The 16461-nt window shown below is 68.4% G+C and carries 15 protein-coding genes; 6 read left to right on the top strand and 9 right to left on the bottom strand.

Annotated elements, in window-relative coordinates:
* The first annotated feature begins 2 nt into the window (after positions 1–2).
* Complete coding sequence (ligD, locus tag ACTJKH_RS02950) at positions 3–1982, top strand: non-homologous end-joining DNA ligase (protein WP_440735685.1); 1980 nt, start codon at positions 3–5, stop codon at positions 1980–1982.
* A gap of 4 nt (positions 1983–1986) precedes the next feature.
* On the opposite strand, the gene ACTJKH_RS02945 is transcribed toward ligD, so the two are convergent.
* The 5 genes from ACTJKH_RS02945 to murI form a co-directional block, all read right to left on the bottom strand.
* Entirely contained in the window at positions 1987–2907 is a 921-nt protein-coding gene (locus ACTJKH_RS02945) for a cation diffusion facilitator family transporter (RefSeq protein WP_440735684.1), read from the bottom strand.
* A gap of 83 nt (positions 2908–2990) precedes the next feature.
* Positions 2991–3566, bottom strand: a complete 576-nt coding sequence (locus ACTJKH_RS02940; RefSeq protein WP_440735683.1) for a dihydrofolate reductase family protein — start codon at positions 3564–3566, stop codon at positions 2991–2993.
* Positions 3567–3628: 62 nt separating this feature from the next.
* Positions 3629–4222, bottom strand: coding sequence for an RdgB/HAM1 family non-canonical purine NTP pyrophosphatase (rdgB, locus tag ACTJKH_RS02935; protein WP_259161884.1), 594 nt, complete (start codon positions 4220–4222; stop codon positions 3629–3631).
* Positions 4222–4956 carry a ribonuclease PH gene (gene rph, locus ACTJKH_RS02930; RefSeq protein WP_056312237.1) on the bottom strand — a complete coding sequence of 245 codons (735 nt, stop codon included), beginning with the start codon at positions 4954–4956 and terminating at the stop codon, positions 4222–4224. Before rph ends, rdgB begins: the two co-directional genes overlap by 1 nt.
* 48 nt (positions 4957–5004) lie before the next feature.
* Entirely contained in the window at positions 5005–5838 is an 834-nt protein-coding gene (gene murI, locus ACTJKH_RS02925) for a glutamate racemase (RefSeq protein WP_056312239.1), read from the bottom strand.
* Positions 5839–5913: 75 nt separating this feature from the next.
* Here murI and ACTJKH_RS02920 point away from each other — a divergent pair, with 75 nt between their 5' ends.
* Complete coding sequence (locus ACTJKH_RS02920) at positions 5914–7239, top strand: nicotinate phosphoribosyltransferase (RefSeq protein WP_440735682.1); 1326 nt, start codon at positions 5914–5916, stop codon at positions 7237–7239.
* A 22-nt stretch (positions 7240–7261) separates the two neighbouring features.
* Here the strand turns inward: ACTJKH_RS02920 and ACTJKH_RS02915 are convergent, their stop codons facing one another.
* From ACTJKH_RS02915 to ACTJKH_RS02905, 3 genes are read right to left on the bottom strand one after another with little or no spacing between them, the layout of a single operon-like run.
* Positions 7262–7528, bottom strand: coding sequence for a DUF3039 domain-containing protein (locus ACTJKH_RS02915; protein WP_046013003.1), 267 nt, complete (start codon positions 7526–7528; stop codon positions 7262–7264).
* Positions 7529–7568: 40 nt separating this feature from the next.
* Positions 7569–9134, bottom strand: a complete 1566-nt coding sequence (locus ACTJKH_RS02910) for a hypothetical protein (RefSeq protein ID WP_440735681.1) — start codon at positions 9132–9134, stop codon at positions 7569–7571.
* Positions 9110–10885, bottom strand: coding sequence for an ATP-binding cassette domain-containing protein (locus ACTJKH_RS02905; protein ID WP_440735680.1), 1776 nt, complete (start codon positions 10883–10885; stop codon positions 9110–9112). Before ACTJKH_RS02905 ends, ACTJKH_RS02910 begins: the two co-directional genes overlap by 25 nt.
* A gap of 252 nt (positions 10886–11137) precedes the next feature.
* On the opposite strand from ACTJKH_RS02905, the gene ACTJKH_RS02900 reads away from it, so the two are divergent.
* The 4 genes from ACTJKH_RS02900 to ACTJKH_RS02885 all read left to right on the top strand — a co-directional run bounded on the left by ACTJKH_RS02900 (position 11138) and on the right by ACTJKH_RS02885 (position 14840).
* Positions 11138–11830 (top strand): NTP transferase domain-containing protein, encoded by a 693-nt coding sequence (locus tag ACTJKH_RS02900; protein ID WP_060927173.1) that lies wholly within the window; start codon positions 11138–11140, stop codon positions 11828–11830.
* A gap of 80 nt (positions 11831–11910) precedes the next feature.
* On the top strand, positions 11911–12894 hold the full coding sequence (locus tag ACTJKH_RS02895) for a hypothetical protein (protein WP_440735679.1): 984 nt from the start codon (positions 11911–11913) through the stop codon (positions 12892–12894).
* 114 nt (positions 12895–13008) lie between these two features.
* Entirely contained in the window at positions 13009–14598 is a 1590-nt protein-coding gene (locus ACTJKH_RS02890) for an acyl-CoA carboxylase subunit beta (protein WP_372443560.1), read from the top strand.
* Positions 14595–14840, top strand: coding sequence for an acyl-CoA carboxylase subunit epsilon (locus ACTJKH_RS02885; protein WP_440735678.1), 246 nt, complete (start codon positions 14595–14597; stop codon positions 14838–14840). Before ACTJKH_RS02890 ends, ACTJKH_RS02885 begins: the two co-directional genes overlap by 4 nt.
* Before the next feature lie 199 nt (positions 14841–15039).
* Here the strand turns inward: ACTJKH_RS02885 and ACTJKH_RS02880 are convergent, their stop codons facing one another.
* A complete protein-coding gene (locus tag ACTJKH_RS02880) occupies positions 15040–16239 on the bottom strand; it encodes an ROK family transcriptional regulator (protein WP_440735677.1) in 1200 nt (399 codons plus the stop codon).
* Positions 16240–16461 lie beyond the last annotated feature (222 nt).

Below are 16461 nucleotides of genomic sequence, written 5' to 3'. Positions count from 1 at the left end.
CTATGGCTCTGGAGGCGCAGAACGTGCAGATCGACGGCCGCCGCCTGCGCATCACCAACCTCGACAAGGTCGTCTATCCCGAGACCGGCACGACCAAGGGCGAGATCATCGCCTACTACACGGCGATCGCGCCCCACATCCTCCCCCTCCTTGACGGCCGCCCGGTCACCCGCAAGCGCTGGGTCGAGGGGGTCGGAACAACCGAGCATCCCGCCGATTCCTTCTTCACGAAGCAGCTCGAGCCCGGAGCCCCGAGCTGGATCGCCCGGCACGAGATCCGCCACTCCGATGGACCGAAGGAGTATCCGCTCGTCGAGGACGTGCCGACTCTCGTGTGGCTCGCACAGGTCGCCGCGATCGAGCTGCACGTGCCGCAGTGGCGCTTCGCGCCGGACGGTCTGCCCGGCAGGCCCGACCGCCTCGTGCTGGACCTCGACCCCGGCCCCGGCGTCGGCCTCGCCCAGTGCGCGGAGGTCGCCCGCATCGCCCGCGGTCTGCTCACCGACATCGGCCTCGACCCCGTTCCCGTCACGAGCGGCAGCAAAGGCATCCATCTCTACGCCGCTCTTCCCGGTCAGCAGACCAGTGACGAGATCTCCGCCGTGGTGAAGGAGATCGCGCGGCTCATCGAGACCGAGCATCCCGACCTCGCCACCAGCACCATGGCCAAGGCGGCCCGCGGCGGCAAGGTCTTTCTCGACTGGAGCCAGAACAACGGCAAGAAGACCACGATCTCGCCGTACTCGATGCGGGGGCGGGCGCAGCCGTGGGTCGCCGCACCCCGCACGTGGGACGAACTCGACGACCCCGATCTCGCCCAGCTCGACTTCGCGACCGTGCTGGAGCGCGCGGAATCGGGTCTCGACCCCATCGCCCCGCTGCGCACCGAGCATGCGCGACGGGTGCAGTCGGCACCTCCGCCGGCCTCCGACGACGAGTCACCCGCACGGGGCGGTGACGCACCGAGGCGCCGACCGCGGATCGCCGGAGCAGCGAGCACACCGGCATCCGCCGCCCCCGCGTCCGTCTCGCCCATGCTCGCCGAGAACGGGACGCCCGCGATCGCCCGCGGCCTGAGCTCCCCCTCGTGGGTCGAGGTCAAGTGGGACGGCATCCGGGCGATCGGCACCTGGAGTGACGGACGGATGATGCTGCACGCCCGTAGCGGCACCGACATCACGGGCCGCTACCCCGAACTCACGGCAGACGGCTCTCCGTTCCTGCCGGTCGGCGACGCGATCGTCGACGGGGAGATCGTCGCCTTGGACAGGCAGGGCAGGCCGAGCTTCTCGCTGCTGCAGAATCGGATGCACCTCACGCGGCCCCGCGAGATCGAACGAGAGGTCGTGCGCACACCGATCGTCTACATGGTCTTCGATCTGCTGCGCCTCGACGGACACGACCTGAGCTCGATGCCCCTGTCGCAGCGGCGCACGCTGCTCGAGGAGGTCGTCTCGGATCTGGACGCCCCGATGCAGGTGCCACCGGTTTTCGACGACGTGGATGCCGCGCTGGCCGCGAGCGACGAGTTCGGCCTCGAGGGCGTGGTCGTCAAAGACCCGGCCTCGCGCTATCGCGCAGGCCAGCGCTCCCCCGCCTGGCTCAAGCTCAAGCACACCCGGATGCAGGAGGTCGTGATCGTCGGCATCCGCCCCGGCAAGGGTGACCGCGAGGGTACATTCGGTTCCCTGCTGCTCGCGGTGCCGGACTCCGGGCGGCTCCGGTACGTCGGACGCGTCGGCACCGGTTTCACCGACCGGATGCTGCGCGATCTGCTCGCACGCCTCGCACCCCTGCGCGTCGACTCGGCACCGCTCGACGGAGTGCCCGCTGTCGATGCCTCCGACGCACTCTGGGTCGAGCCGGAGCTGGTCGGCGAGGTGGAGTTCGCCAACTGGACCCCCGACAGGGTGCTCCGACATTCCCGCTGGCGCGGGCTGCGCACCGACAAGTCCCCCGACGAGGTCGTCGTCGAGAGCTGACCCGTCACGCGTGATGCGGTTCGCAGTCCGACTGCTCGGCAGGCTCGATCTGGAACGTCGAATGCTCCACGTCGAAGTGATGCGCGAGGCACGACTGGAGGTCGCTGAGCAGCTTCGCCGATCGGCCGTCGGCAAGGAGCGCGGGTTCGACGCTGACGTGCGCACTGAACACCGGAGCGCCGCGCGTCAGCTGCCACACGTGCACGTCGTGCACACCGACGACCCCGTCATAGTCGAGCAGGTGCTGACGGATGTCGCTGACCGCAGTGCCCTTCGGCGCCGACTCGGAGAGCACGGAGAACACCTCGCGGAGCAGCGCGATGGCACGAGGGATGATCAGCACGGCGATCATGATCGATGCGAGCGCGTCTGCCGGCATCCATCCGGTCGTGACGATCACGATCGCGGCGATGATCACCATCGCCGAGCCGATGAGGTCGCCCATCACCTCGAGGTATGCGCCGCGGACGTTGATGCTGGTGCGCTGGGCACGGCTCAGGAGCCACATCGAGATCGCATTGGCCACGAGTCCGACGACCGCGACGACGAGCATCAGCCCTCCGGCGACCTCGGTCTCGCCCGGGTTCAGCAGTCGACCGACCGCCTCGATCCCGACCCACCCGGCGAGCAGGATCAGGATGATCGCGTTGATCAGGGCGCCGAACACCTCGGCCCGCTGGTATCCGAACGTGCGACGGTCGTCGGCGGGCCGCGCGGCGACGGCCGCGGCGATCAGAGCGATCACGAGGGCCGACGCGTCGGTGAACATGTGGGCCGCATCCGCCAGCAGCGCGAGCGACCCGGTGAGGATCGCGCCCACGACCTGCACGACCATGATGGTCGCGGTCAGGCTCAGCGAGATCGCCAGAAGGCGGCGATGGCTCGCAGAGCGGATGCCGCCGGCGGCGGGCGCGTGATCGTGCATGCCTCCAGGCTAGACCGGCGATCGTGCCGTTCGGCGGGTCTGCGCGCAGTCGGGAATGGTGATGATTCTCAGTAGCCGCGTTCTCAGCGCAGCCGCGAGTACTCGAGCACGACACAGCCGTTGTCGAACGAGCGCACCTGGTCGAGGGCGAAGTGCGTCGGCGAGAACTCATGCCGCGCCATCGGGATGCCGGCGCCGACGATCACCGGATACTTCTTGACGATCAGGCGGTCGATCTCGTCGAGCAGCACGCCTGCGAGCACCGCTCCGCCGGCGAGATAGATGCCGAGCCCCTCCTCGTTCTTGAGCTCGCGCACCCGCTCGACGGGATCCGTGCGCACGATCTCGACGGTCGGTTCACCCGGATCGGGCAGCGAGCGACTGAACACGACGGTGCGCAACTGCGAATACGGATCGGTGATGCCGGCCTGCAGCGCCGGCTCGTACGTGCGGCGGCCCATCACGACGGTGTCGAATCGAGTGAGCGGTTGCTCCGCTCCTCCCCGCCCGGCGCGGACATGCGCGGGTTGGATGTCGGCCAGCTCCGTGCCCAGAGTCTCGGCGAAAGCCGGAGTCACCGGGTAGAAGTCGACCTCGTCGGCAGGTCCAGCGATGAATCCGTCGAGGGTCACGCCGATGTAGTAGGTGAGTTCTCGCATGCCGACCACACTAACCACTACGCTTGAAGTACGTCAAGCGTAGTGGTTACTGGGATCACGACTCAGAGATCGGCGAGCAGCGGAACCAGTTCTGCGAACGCACGAGCTCGGTGCGACTGTGCCTGCTTCTCGTCGGCGGTGAAATCCCCCACGGTGCGCTCGGCGCCCTCAGGCTGACCGTCCGGCACGAAGATCGGGTCGTAGCCGAACCCACCCCCGCCGGATGCCTCACTCGCGAGCCGCCCCGGCCAGTTCCCGACGACCACGTGCTCGGCACCCTCCGGGGTCACCAGCGCGATGGTCGAGTTGAAGTGGGCGGTGCGGTGCGGGTCGGCGATGTCGCGGAGCTGGTCGAGGAGCAGCTCGAGGTTGGCCGCAGCATCCTTCTTCTGCCCCGCCCAGTAGGCCGAGAACACCCCGGGCGACCCGCCGAGCACATCGACGCAGATGCCGGAGTCGTCGGCGAGGGCCGCGAGTCCCGTGTGCGCCGATGCAGCGCGCGCCTTGATGAGCGCGTTCTCCGCGAACGTCACCCCGTCCTCGACCGGCTCCGGTCCGTCGTAGCCGATGACCTCGAGATCGGGACGCGTGGACGCGACGATCTGCTGGAACTCCGCGACTTTGTGCGGATTGTGCGTGGCGAGGACGACCTTCATCAGCCCGCGAGCGCCTTCAGCTGCTGGTCCTTCAGGTCGGCGCAGCCGGCGACGCCCAGCTCGAGCAGCGCATCGAGCTCGCGCTTGTCGAACGGCGCGCCCTCGGCGGTGCCCTGCACCTCGACGAAGAGGCCACGGCCGGTGACGACGATGTTCATGTCGGTCTCCGCGCGGACGTCCTCGACATATGCGAGATCCAGCATGGGTTCGCCGTCGATGATGCCCACGGATACGGCGGCGACGGAGTCGAGCAGCGGCGTCGAGTTCTTGCCGATGAACTTCTTCTCGCGACCCCACTCGATCGCATCGGCCAGAGCCACGTAGGCGCCGGTGATCGCGGCGGTGCGCGTTCCGCCGTCGGCCTGCAGCACGTCGCAGTCGATCACGATGGTGTTCTCACCGAGTGCCTTGGTGTCGACGACGGCACGCAGCGCGCGGCCGATCAGGCGCGAGATCTCATGAGTGCGTCCGCCGATGCGGCCCTTCACGCTCTCGCGGTCGTTGCGGCTGTTCGTCGCACGCGGAAGCATCGAGTATTCGGCGGTCACCCAGCCCTTGCCCTTGCCGGTGAGCCAGCGGGGCACGCCGTTCGTGAACGATGCGGTGCACAGCACCTTGGTGCCGCCGAAGCTGATCAGGGCCGACCCTTCGGCGTGGCTGCTCCAGCCGCGCTCGATCGTGATCTCACGGAGCTGGTCGGTGGAGCGGCCGTCGGCGCGAACGATGCTGGTCATGGGATTCCTTCGGTGCGGTGGGAGAAGCGGGTGGATGCTGCGGAGGAGTCAGAGCCCTGCGGCTGACTCCGGAAGAGTGATGACGCCGGTCTGCACGAGCTGCACGTCGCGCACCTCCCGGCCCATCAGACGGTTGGCGAGCGCGGTGAACTCGGTGGTCGAGTCGCCCGTCGCCTCATAGACATACGACGCAGTGGCATCGGGCGACGCGAGGAGGTCGCCGCGGACCAGTTGCCGGTAGACGTCGCCCGCGGTCTCGTCGTCGCTGGAGACCAGCGTGACCCCCTCCCCCATCACGTAGCTGATCGCGCCGCGGAGGAACGGGTAGTGCGTGCATCCGAGCACCAGGGTGTCGACCTCGGCGTCACGCAGCGGCGCGAGGTACTCCTCGGCTGTCGCGAGGACCTCGGGCGTGCCGGTGATGCCGCCCTCGACGAACTCGACGAAGCGGGGACACGCGGCGGTGAAGACCTCGAGGCGCTCGTTCACCTCGAGCATGTCCTGATACGCGCGCGAGCCGATCGTTCCGACTGTGCCGATCACGCCCACGCGTCCGTTGCGCGTGGTCGAGACCGCGCGCCTCACGGCGGGGCCGATCACTTCGACGACCGGGACGTCGTAGCGCTCCCGCGCGTCGCGCAGCATGGCTGCGGATGCCGTGTTGCAGGCGATCACGAGCATCTTCACGCCCTGATCCACCAGCGTGTCGAGCACCTCGAGGCTGTAGCGCCGCACATCGGCGATGGGTTTCGGTCCGTACGGCGAATGGGCCGTGTCGCCGATGTAGACGAACGATTCCCGGGGCAGCTGGGCTCGGATGGCTCTGGCCACCGTGAGTCCGCCGACACCGGAGTCGAAGATTCCGATCGGGGCGTCGTTCATGACTCACCAGCCTACCCGCGCGCACACCGCGTCATGCTCAGCAACCCGAGTGGATGTCGTCACTAAGCTGAGCGCATGACGACGTCCACGGCGCTTCTGACCGACCGTTACGAACTCACCATGCTCGCCGCCGCGTTGCGTGACGGGACCGCGTCCCGCCCGAGCGTGTTCGAGCTCTTCTCCCGTCGACTCTCCGGAGGGCGCCGCTTCGGCGTGGTGGCCGGCACCGGACGCCTGCTCACTCTGCTCCGCGAATTCCGCTTCGAAGACGACGAGCTGCGCTTCCTGCGCGACAACGATGTCGTCGATGCCGATTCACTCACGTACCTCGAGAACTACCGGTTCACGGGCTCCATCCGCGGCTACCGCGAGGGCGAGCTGTACTTCCCCGGCTCCCCCATCCTGACCGTCGAGGGCTCGTTCGCCGACGCCGTCGTGCTCGAGACGCTCGCACTCAGCGTCCTCAACCACGATTCGGCGGTCGCCACGGCGGCATCCCGTATGAGCATCGCGGCCGGCGAGCGACCGCTCGCCGAGATGGGATCCCGTCGCGCCGCCGAGCAGTCCGCCGTCGCCGCAGCCCGCGCCGCCTACATCGCCGGCTTCCGTGCGACCAGCAACCTCGAAGCGGGCCGCCGATGGGGCATCCCGACCATGGGCACGGCCGCGCACTCGTGGACGCTTCTGCACGAGACCGAGGAGGAGGCCTTCCGCTCACAGATCGACAGCCTCGGGACGGACACGACCCTGCTCGTCGACACCTACGACATCCGCGCGGGAGTCGAGACGGCCATCCGCGTCGCCGGCACCGGCCTCGGCGGCGTGCGCATCGACTCCGGCGACCTGCCGATCGTCGCTGCCGAGGTGCGTGCTCAGCTCGACGAGCTCGGCGCGACGGACACGCGGATCACGGTCACGAGCGACCTCGACGAGTACGCGATCGCCGCACTGGCGGCGTCGCCCGTCGACGCATACGGCGTCGGCACCTCTGTCGTCACGGGATCCGGTTATCCCACGGCGAGCATGGTCTACAAGCTCGTCGCCCGTCAGGATCCGACCGGGGCATGGATCGGCGTGGCGAAGGCATCGACCGACAAGGCATCTCACGGCGGACGCAAGGCGGCCTTCCGCACCCTCGTCGACGGTGTGGCGACCACCGAGACCGTGGTCGTCTCCGACGGGTTCGAACACCTCGACACCCCGGCAGAGCATCCGGACGGACGCGCCCTGCAGACGACCTTCGTCGAGGCCGGAGAGATCGACACCGCCTACGAAGGACCGGAAGGCACGGCGTCGGCACGGGCGCATCACCTGCGCGTGCGAGAGGAGCTTCCCGTCCGAGCACTCGCACTGAGCAAGTCGGATCCGGCGATACCGACGGTGTTCATCGACGCGGACTGATCCACGGCTGAGCCTGTGCGGCTCAGCTGATCATCGACTCGTAGATCTCCTTGCAGGTGGGGCAGATCGGGAACTTCTCCGGGTCGCGACCCGGAGTCCACTTCTTGCCGCACAGCGCACGCACCGGCTTGCCGGTGATCGCGGACTCGAGGATCTTGTCTTTCTTGACGTAGTGCGAGAAGCGCTCGTGGTCGCCCGGTTCGAGGTTCTCCTCCCGGAGGAGCTCTTCCAGTTCGCGATCAAGCGTTGCCACGCCGCCCTGATCGGGGCTGTCCAGCGGAGTACTCATGCCGAGAGTCTAGCCGTGCCCGGCCCGGGGTGGGCGGGTGTCACGCGGTCTCGACGAACTCCATCAGGCGCTCACCTTCGCGCTCGAAGATCCGCCCTCCGACGGTGACTCCGACGGCGAGCATGACCACACCGGTCGCGAGCCCCGCCCAGAAGGTCGCCGGGGCGAACCGCGACCCCTCGAGCATCGTGAGCACGAGCAGCCAGATCGCCGGGATGCTCACGACGATGGCACCGAGGAACGCCGCGGCCGGGCCGTATGCACCACGCGAGGTCGGTCGCTGAGGCTGCTGGAACGGGCTGTCGCCCGGCCGGGAGACGGCATAGGGGGCGATCACCGAGACGATGCTCGAGAATCCGAGAGCCGACAGCAGCAGGCTGGCGCCGACACCGGTGAGCGGAAGCAGCAGACGCCAGTCGTCGATCCAGAGCAGAGTGAGCGGCACCGCGATCGCGAGCACCGGCAGCGCCACGAGGATCACCGGCACCAGTCGCCCCAGACGATCGGGGATGCCGCGCACACCGCTGGCCACGTGGGTCCACAACGCGGTCGAGTCGTAGGCGACGTCGTTGTGCGGGAGCCATCCGAAGAACAGCGCCATGACGGGGACCGGCACGAGCGCTGCGATCTCGAGCGGCACACCCGCGACGAGGAGCGGGAGCACCGTGAGCACTCCGGCGACCGGGACCACGATGAGGTTCATGATGTAGCGACGGTCGCGCAGCCAGTACACGAGGCTGCGCGCCGCGATCGCCCCGAACGCGTTCGAGGGCAGCAGACCGAACCAGCCGAGTCCGGATCGTTCCCGCGATGCGACAGGACGCTCGGTGGTGGTGAGCAGACGACGCACGAGCCACGTCCACAGCACCCAGAGAGCCGCTGCGGTCGCGAACGCCACGATGCCGCTGATCCAGGCACCCGAGGAATCATCCGTCGCGAACGAGAAGAGGAACCGCGACGATGCCGCGAAGGGGGTGAATCCGACGGCCGCCGTGAGAGTGGCGACCGCGGCGGGGACATGCCCGTCCCACTTGAGGGACGCCAGGAAGACCGCGACGGGGAAGGCGATCACGACCACTGCCAGGGCGAAGAGCGCGGTGAGTTCACGCGAGCGACGTTCGGGCAGCACGAGCGCGTTCACGGCCATCCCGATCCGTGCCGAGAGGATCGTCGACACGAGACTCACCACGCTCATCAGGACCGCGAGAGGCCAGGGCGCGCCCAATCGGATCGCGACGATGCAGACACTGATGTTGACGGCGAGCAGCGCCAGGCTCGGGACGCTGATGAACGACGCGAGGGCGAGGATCCACGGCATCTGCCGTTCGTCGACCCCGAACACCGCGAACCGTCGCGGATCGAGCTGGTCGACGGCGCCCACGAGGATGGGGCCGACGAGGAAGCCCAGGAGGAGCGCTGCGCTGCCGAGCACGATGACCGTGCGCGCGACGGCGACGGGGGCGTCGTCGAGGCTCAGGACTGCGGCGCAGACGACAGCAGTGAGGACGACGATGACGGCGAGCATGACCAGCGTCCGCACCCGACGTTCGCCGCGGAGCGATCCGATCAGGAGCGCCGCCCTCAGTCGGAGAACGTGTGCAGCCACTCGAGCCCCTCCACCTCGCCGATACCGCCGGAGAGCTCGACGAATCGCGCCTCGAGCGTCTGCCCTGCACGCACCTCGTCGATCGTGCCCTCGGCCAGCACGTCTCCGCCGACGATGATCGCGACGCGCGAGCAGACGCGCTCGACGAGATCCATGCCGTGGCTGGAGAGAATGACCGTTCCACCGTGCGCGACGTATGCACGCAGGATGTCGAGGATCACGGCCGAAGACACAGGGTCGACCGCCTCGAAGGGCTCGTCGAGCACCAGGACCCGCGGCGAGTGGATCATCGCACCCGCAAGCATGATCTTCTTGGTCATGCCGGCCGAGTAGTCGGAGACGACGCGGTTGAGCGCCTCTCCGAGGTCGAAGGCCCGTGCGAGGTCGCCCACGCGCTTCTCGATGACGTCCGAGGCGAGGCCTCGGAGCAATCCGTAGTAGTAGAGGAGCTGGCGACCGGTGAGACGGTCGAAGGTGCGGAGCCGGTCGGGCAGCACGCCCATCATCCGCTTCGCCGCAAGCGGCTTCGCCTTCTGGTCGATGCCGCAGATCACGACGTCGCCCTCGTCGGCGCGCAGGAGCCCGGCGACGATCGACAGGGTCGTCGTCTTGCCCGCCCCGTTGGGGCCGACGATTCCGTAGAACGAGCCGGCGGGCACAGTGAGGTCGATGCCGTTCACCGCGGTGTGATCACCGAAGTTCTTCACGAGACCACGGATGCGGATCGCCTCGGCCGCGGATGCCGCGTCGACACCGCTGACCGCCTCTTCCGTCGCATCGGCGTCCGAGACGGCGCCGTCTGCGTCGCCTGCCGGGCTCGCCGTGGCCGGCGCGTCATCCGCGCTGGTGTCGTCGGTCTTCACCACCTCTGCCGTCGCGTCGTCGACCGCAGAGTCCTCATCGAGCGGGACGCCCGTCGACTCGGCGGCACCCTCGAGGATCTGGGGTTCTGTCGAGGACGAAACCTCCTCGCTCTCGACAGCGGGCCCGGCGACCGTCTCCTCCGGAGCATCCGCTGTCGCCGGCGACGTCGCCTCCTCGACGGAGGGAGCCCCGGGTGCCGCAGCGGCGACCGTGGCTTCCGCCTGGGCGGTCTTGGCCTCCGCCTCCGCGACCTTTGCCGCTTCCGCCTCGGCCGCAGCGGCCTTGGCCGCGGCCGCCTTGGCTGCGGCGGTCTTCGCCGCGGCAGTCTTCGCGGCCGCCGTCTTGGCAGAAGCCGTCTTGGCAGAAGCCGTGCGGGCGTTGGACTTCGCTGCCGCGCTCTTCTCTGCGGCGGCCTTCGCCGCCACCGTCTTCGCGACCGTGGACTTCGCCGCGGTGGTCTTCGCAGCGGCAGGCCTGGCCGCCGTGGTCTTGGCGCCCGTCGTCTTCGCAGCGGCAGGCCTGGCAGCCGTGGTCTTGGCGACCGTCGTCTTCGCCGCCGTGGAGCGTGCGGCGGCCGTCTTCGCGCCGGTGGTGCGCGTGCTCGCCGGGCGGGCCGAGTTCTTGGCGGCTGCCGTGCGCGCGGTGGCAGAGGTGGTCTTCTTGGTCGCGGTGGACCGCGGGGCAGAACCGTCGGCTGAGCGATCGATCTTCAGAGCAGGCTCAGCCACCACCTCGATCGTCGCGGCGGCTTTGTCGGCCGCCGCCTTCGCCGGCGCGCGTGTGCTCGCCGCCTTCTTGACAGGCGTCTTCCGAGCCGGCGTCTTCTTCACGGTCGGGGGCGCGGCATCAGCCACCTGATCGGTGCGGTCGTCGGGGGAAGCAGTCACCGTCCTACGGTATCAACGGGCGCCCCTTTTCTTCGGGTCACCGCAACAATTGGCCGCTCGAAACACGGATAGGGCCGATCATCGCGCAGATCTGGACGAATCTGAGTGTTGGGTGTGTACTGGATCACGAATCGGCAACGGAGGCCGCAACCCCCGGGGGTTCCCAGCCTCGATCGCTAGCATGACTCTCGGCACGACGAAGTGTCTGGTCGGTGAACCGACCGTGAACACATACTTCCTTTAGGAGCACTCGTGACTCTTCAGACCGTCATCCTCGCCGCAGGCATGGGCTCACGCCTGGGCCGCGCGCTGCCGAAGCCGCTCACCGAGCTCAGCGACGGCCGCACGATCATGCGTCAGCAGCACGACAACATCCGCGCGGCCTTCGGGTCGGATGCCCGCATCACCGCCGTCGTCGGCTACCGCGCCGAGACGATCATCGAGGCCTTCCCGAACGTCAACTACGTGCACAACGAGCGCTACGACGAGACCAACACGTCGAAGAGCCTGCTGCGTGCACTCGGCGCCACCGGCAAGTCCGGCGTGCTGTGGATGAACGGCGACGTCGTCTTCGACCCGATGATCCTGGGCCGCGCAGCCGCCTACATCGAGCGCGACCAGTCGTTCGTCACCGTGAACACATCCAAGGTGAGCGACGAAGAGGTGAAGTACACGGTCACGGCCGAGGGCTTCATCAACGAGCTCTCCAAGACCGTCAAGGGCGGTCTCGGCGAGGCGGTCGGCATCAACTACATCTCCTCCGCGAACAAGAAGGCGTTCATGCGCCAGCTGCAGCGCGTCGAGGACCAGGACTACTTCGAGCGTGGCCTCGAGCTCGCGATCGCCGAGGACGGCCTTCTGCTCGAGCCGATGGACGTGTCGGACCTCTACGCGGTCGAGGTCGACTTCGCCGAGGACCTCGAGCGGGCGAACCTGTTCGTCTGATCGTCTCGCACGAAAGCCCGGCCCCGTCAAGGGAGCCGGGCTTTCGGCATTTTCGCGGTCTGGGTTCCTAGGATCGATCCATGGGCCCCAAGGTGCACAAGATCCATTCCCTTCCCGACGACTCTCCGTGGGACAGAGGTGTGCCGCCTGTGGGGTCCACGGAGCATCCGTTCATGGTGCGGGGCCTCGATCGCGTCCTCTCGATCCAGCGCCCGCTCGTCCTCGCGCACATCCGGAGCATCCGACTGCGCAACCCCCACGCGTCCCCCGAGCAGATCATCCGCATCCTCGAGCGCCGCTACCTCGCTGCCGTGACGACCGGCGGCGCCGCCGTCGGAGCGACGGCGGTCGTCCCGGGGATAGGCACCGGAATCACCCTCGCGCTGTCCGGTGTGGAGACCGTCGGGTTCGTCGAGTCCACAGCACTGTTCGCGCAGTCCGTCGCCGAAGTGCACGGCATCGCGGTCTCGAACCCCGACAGGGCCCGAGCGCTGGTCATGACGCTGATGCTCGGCAAAGAGGGCGTGGCCCTCGTCGGCCAGCTCGCCGGCGAGGCGACAGGCAAGGGCGGGACGCGTTCGTCGTACTGGGGCGAGATGGTCACGAAGTCGCTCCCCCGCGCAGCGGTCGGGCCGCTGGTCGATCGACTCAAGAGCATGTTCGTGAAGCAGTTCGCCGCCAAGGGCGGAGCCTCCTTCATCGGCAAGGCGCTGCCGTTCGGTGTCGGCGCCGCCGTGGGCGGGGCGGGCAACCACATCCTCGGACGCCGCGTGCTCACGACCTCGCACCGCGCGTTCGGTGCGGCTCCGATGGACCTGCCCCTCGACCTCGAGCCGGTCGACGGCGCGGAGAAGCTCGAACTCCGGATGCTGCACGGCGCGCAGTTCGTCGGTGGGGCTGTGGCCGGCGCCGCCGGCTCGGCCGCCCGCGGCGTCGGCTGGGCAGGTCGGAGGATCGCCTCGGTCGGACGCGGCCGCAAGGACGCGGCCGCGATCGAGGCGCAGGGAACGCATGACCTGCCGGGAGACCTGGGCTCGGATCCGTCGGGTTCGCGCCGCGACTGAGTGCGCGACGACCTCCGCAGAGCGCGCAGTCTGCGGACAGCCACCAAAGGATCGTGCGACCCGTTGTGGCGAGCATCCAACGGAGCGGGCCGAGCCGACGATAGGGTGGAATCCGTGACGGACAAGCCCGAACTCTCGACCACCGCCGGCAGAATCGCAGACCTCCGCGCTCGCTACAACGAAGCCGTTGTCGACGCTGAGAAGATCGCGCACGACAAGCAGCACGCCAAGGGCAAGATGACCGCCCGCGAGCGCATCGAACTGCTCGTCGATCCCGGAAGCTTCGTCGAGTTCGACGAATACGTGCGCCATCGCAGCACCGCTTTCGGGATGGATCGGAACCGCCCGTACGGCGACTCGGTCGTGACGGGCGTCGGCACGATCCACGGTCGAACCGTCGCCGTCTACTCGCAGGACTTCACCACCTTCGGGGGCTCGCTCGGCGAGGTCTCCGGCGACAAGATCATCAAGATCATGGAGTTCGCCCTCTCCGGCGGCATGCCGATCATCGGCATCCTCGACTCGGGCGGCGCCCGCATCCAGGAGGGCGTGCTCGCCCTCAGCAAGTACGGCGAGATCTTCCGACTGAACACCCGCTCGTCGGGTGTCATCCCGCAGATCTCGATCATCATGGGTCCTGCCGCCGGCGGCGCCGTCTACGGACCGGCTCTGACCGACTTCGTCATCATGGTCGACAAGACCAGCCAGATGTTCGTCACCGGCCCCGACGTCATCAAGACGGTCACGGGTGAGGACGTCGGCATGGAGGAGCTCGGTGGTGCCCTCACGCACAACACCCGCTCGGGCGTCGCGCACTACCTCGCCCAGGACGAGGATGACGCGATCGATTACGCGCGCACGCTGCTCGGCTTCCTCCCCGACAACAACATGGCCGAGATCCCCGGCTACGAGAGCGGCTTCGAGTGGGAGACCACGGATGCCGATCGCTCGCTGAACACGATCATCCCCGACTCCCCCAACCAGCCGTACGACATCCACACGGTGATCGAGCACGTCGTCGACGCCGGGGACTTCATCGAGGTGCAGCCGCTCTTCGCCCCGAACATCGTGATCGGCTTCGGTCGCGTCGAGGGCCGGTCCGTCGGGATCATCGCCAACCAGCCGTCGCAGATGGCCGGCACCCTGAACATCGAGGCGGGCGAGAAGGCGAGCCGGTTCGTGCGCTTCTGCGACGCGTTCTCGATCCCGATCGTCACCCTGGTCGACGTGCCCGGGTACCTCCCCGGCACCGACCAGGAGTGGACCGGCGTGATCCGCCGCGGCGCCAAGCTCATCTACGCGTACGCCGAGGCGACGGTGCCGCTCGTCACGGTCATCCTGCGCAAGGCCTACGGCGGCGCCTACATCGTCATGGGCTCGAAGCAGCTCGGCGCCGACGTGAACCTCGCCTGGCCCACCGCCGAGATCGCGGTCATGGGCGGCCAGGGTGCCGTCAACATCCTGTACCGCGGCGAGATCAAGCGCGCCGAAGAGGCCGGTGAAGACGTCGCCGCCGTGCGCACGCGCCTCGCGAACGAGTACACGTACAGCGTGACCTCGCCGTTCCTCGCCGCGGAGCGCGGCGAGATCGACGGCATCATCGAGCCCGCGAACACCCGCGTCTCGATCGCCAAGGCCCTCCGCGCGTTGCGCGGCAAGCGCGCCGAACTGCCGCCGAAGAAGCACGGGAACATCCCCCTGTGAGCGCGCAGGACGCACCCACGACGTCGGCGGACGCAGAGCGACCCCCGACGATCGAGATCACGCGCGGCTCCGCCACAGAGGAGGAGCTCGCCGCGCTCATCGCGGTGGTCGGCGACGCATACGCGCAGGAGACTGCGGATGCCGTGGCCGACGAGCCCCGCGTCTCTGCGTGGACGCGAACGCAGCGTCCCCTCCGGAGACAGCTGCGGAGAGACATCCCGTGGGGACGGTTCTCGGGCTGAGCCCAGTCGGATGACGGGCCTGCGAGGCCCGGAGCCCCCCAGCTCCCGGGCCACGCAGACGGTCTCCCCCCGGTCGATGCGGGACGGTGGTCCCGATCATCGGATCACCCCAGTCGGCGCATCCCCTCGATAGTACATCGAGTGGAGATATTGCCGTCGACCCCTAACCGATATACCGGTATTCAGATTGACGGGGCGTTCAGTCCTCGAGGTAGAGATCCGATGCTCGAGGCGTCAACACCGCATCGAGCACGACGCACGCGGCTCCCACCGCACCGACGTCGTCTCCGACCACCGTCCCCTCGACCGGCAGTGCCCGCACCGCTCGCGTCGCGCTGAGCCGGTGGAGGGGTGCCGGAATCTCCTCGAGGTACACCTCGGCCAGGCGGCCCCAGAACGGCCCGCCGAGAACGACACGATCGACGTCGAGGACGTTCGTCAGCGCCGCGATGAGGACCGTGATGTGTCCTGCTGCGCGGCGCAGCACTCCGAGCGCGGGGGCCTCCCCCGCCGCGGCACGCTCGCACAGCTGGGTGAATCGGGCATCGACGGCGCGCTCGTCGCTGGCCTCACGATCATCCTCGAAGACGCCGGCCGCCTCAGCCTGCTCGACGATGGCCTGAGGGGTGCACACCACCTCGACGCATCCCCGCATCCCGCAGAGGCATCGGGGGCCGTCCGGGTCCACGATGATGTGTCCGATCTCGCCGAAGTTGTGCGAGCTTCCCGCGATGACGCCACCCTCGCGGACCACCGACGCGCCGAGCCCTGTTCCGAGATAGATGAACAGGAACGACCCCTCCGTCATCGTCTTGCTCGTCCACAGCTCCCCGACGGCCGCGGCCGTCGTGTCCTTCTCGAGCGTGACCTCGAAGCCCGTGGCCTCCGCGAGCACCGAGCGCAGCGGCACCCGATGCCACCCGTGCAGCTTCGGCGGGTCGATCACGGTGCCCTTCTCGGCGTCGAGCGGACCGGGAGCCGCGACCCCGATCCCCGAGACGAGCCCCCGCTCCACGCCGGCCTCGTCGATCAGGAGGTCGATCGTGTGCGCGACCGTCTCGACGATGCGTCGAGGGTCCTTGTCCGGCGTCCTGACCACGCGTCGATGCACGACCGTGCCCGACATGTCGAGCAGCACGAACGTGATGACGGCGGGGTCGAGGTGCACGCCCACCGAGAAGCGGCTCTCCGCCACCAGCCGAAGCGTGACCCGCGGCTTGCCCGGCCCGTTGATCGTGCGCCCACCCTCGGCGATGAAGCCCTCGTCCAGCAGGCGTCGAGTGATGTTCGTGATCGTCTGGGCCGAGAGGCCGGTCGCCTCGACCAGTTCGATCCGGCTGAGCCCGGCGTCCGAGCGGCGGATGGCCTCGAGGATCACCGACTGGTTGAAGTCACCCATTCGGGGGAGGTTGGTTCCTCGGCGCATTCCCATGCCTCATCTTCTCGCATACGTCGGTCCTCCGTGTCCCCCAAAATACCTACAGACAACGACTTGAATAACCATGAGACTGAGTAAGACGCTTCGCGTTCGGCTGGTCTCTCTGTCCCAGGGTAGACAGACGCAGACCGGCCACCAGCGGACGGTTTTCGGGTAACTGTTCCGCATGGCGAGGGGCAGGCG

It is taken from the genome of Microbacterium sp. 22215 (assembly GCF_052045655.1).
GTDB classification, from domain to species: Bacteria; Actinomycetota; Actinomycetes; order Actinomycetales; family Microbacteriaceae; genus Microbacterium; species Microbacterium phyllosphaerae.
This window is presented reverse-complemented; position numbering and strand designations above follow the sequence as displayed.

What these genes read in the sequence shown, in the direction of transcription:
- ligD (WP_440735685.1), top strand. Translation starts at nt 3, where the DNA reads ATGGCTCTGGAGGCGCAGAACGTGCAGATCGACGGCCGCCGCCTGCGC.
- ACTJKH_RS02945 (WP_440735684.1), bottom strand. Translation starts at nt 2,907, where the DNA reads ATGCACGATCACGCGCCCGCCGCCGGCGGCATCCGCTCTGCGAGCCAT.
- ACTJKH_RS02940 (WP_440735683.1), bottom strand. Translation starts at nt 3,566, where the DNA reads ATGCGAGAACTCACCTACTACATCGGCGTGACCCTCGACGGATTCATC.
- rdgB (WP_259161884.1), bottom strand. Translation starts at nt 4,222, where the DNA reads ATGAAGGTCGTCCTCGCCACGCACAATCCGCACAAAGTCGCGGAGTTC.
- rph (WP_056312237.1), bottom strand. Translation starts at nt 4,956, where the DNA reads ATGACCAGCATCGTTCGCGCCGACGGCCGCTCCACCGACCAGCTCCGT.
- murI (WP_056312239.1), bottom strand. Translation starts at nt 5,838, where the DNA reads ATGAACGACGCCCCGATCGGAATCTTCGACTCCGGTGTCGGCGGACTC.
- ACTJKH_RS02920 (WP_440735682.1), top strand. Translation starts at nt 5,914, where the DNA reads ATGACGACGTCCACGGCGCTTCTGACCGACCGTTACGAACTCACCATG.
- ACTJKH_RS02915 (WP_046013003.1), bottom strand. Translation starts at nt 7,528, where the DNA reads ATGAGTACTCCGCTGGACAGCCCCGATCAGGGCGGCGTGGCAACGCTT.
- ACTJKH_RS02895 (WP_440735679.1), top strand. Translation starts at nt 11,911, where the DNA reads ATGGGCCCCAAGGTGCACAAGATCCATTCCCTTCCCGACGACTCTCCG.
- ACTJKH_RS02880 (WP_440735677.1), bottom strand. Translation starts at nt 16,239, where the DNA reads ATGGGTGACTTCAACCAGTCGGTGATCCTCGAGGCCATCCGCCGCTCG.